The organism is Bradyrhizobium sp. Leo78 (assembly GCF_059512425.1).
The window spans coordinates 1-258 of record NZ_JCAMOT010000337.1; the positions used below are offsets into that span (position 1 = coordinate 1).

General features: G+C 64.3%; 1 pseudogene. It reads left to right on the plus strand.

What is annotated here, in order from left to right:
- A pseudogene (locus AC5ZG1_RS44965) lies at nt 1-258 on the plus strand (hypothetical protein); the annotation flags it as partial.

The window sequence follows — 258 nt, forward strand, 5'->3', positions numbered from 1 at the left end:
CTGCTCGCGCAACGCTCGACCGAAGGGGATATCGGCAACTGGCTGGCTGCGATGATCGCGCGTCGCGCGATCGAGCCCCCCTGATCGAGGGCTCGGAGGTCAAGGAATATTCTGCGCACCTCATCCCTGAAGGTGGCCACAAGGCAATCCCGCAGCTGTATGGCGAAGGTTGGGTCGTGGCCGGCGATGCGGCGCAGCTCAACAACGCCATTCATCGCGAGGGCTCTAACCTCGCGATGACCTCGGGCCGCATTGCGG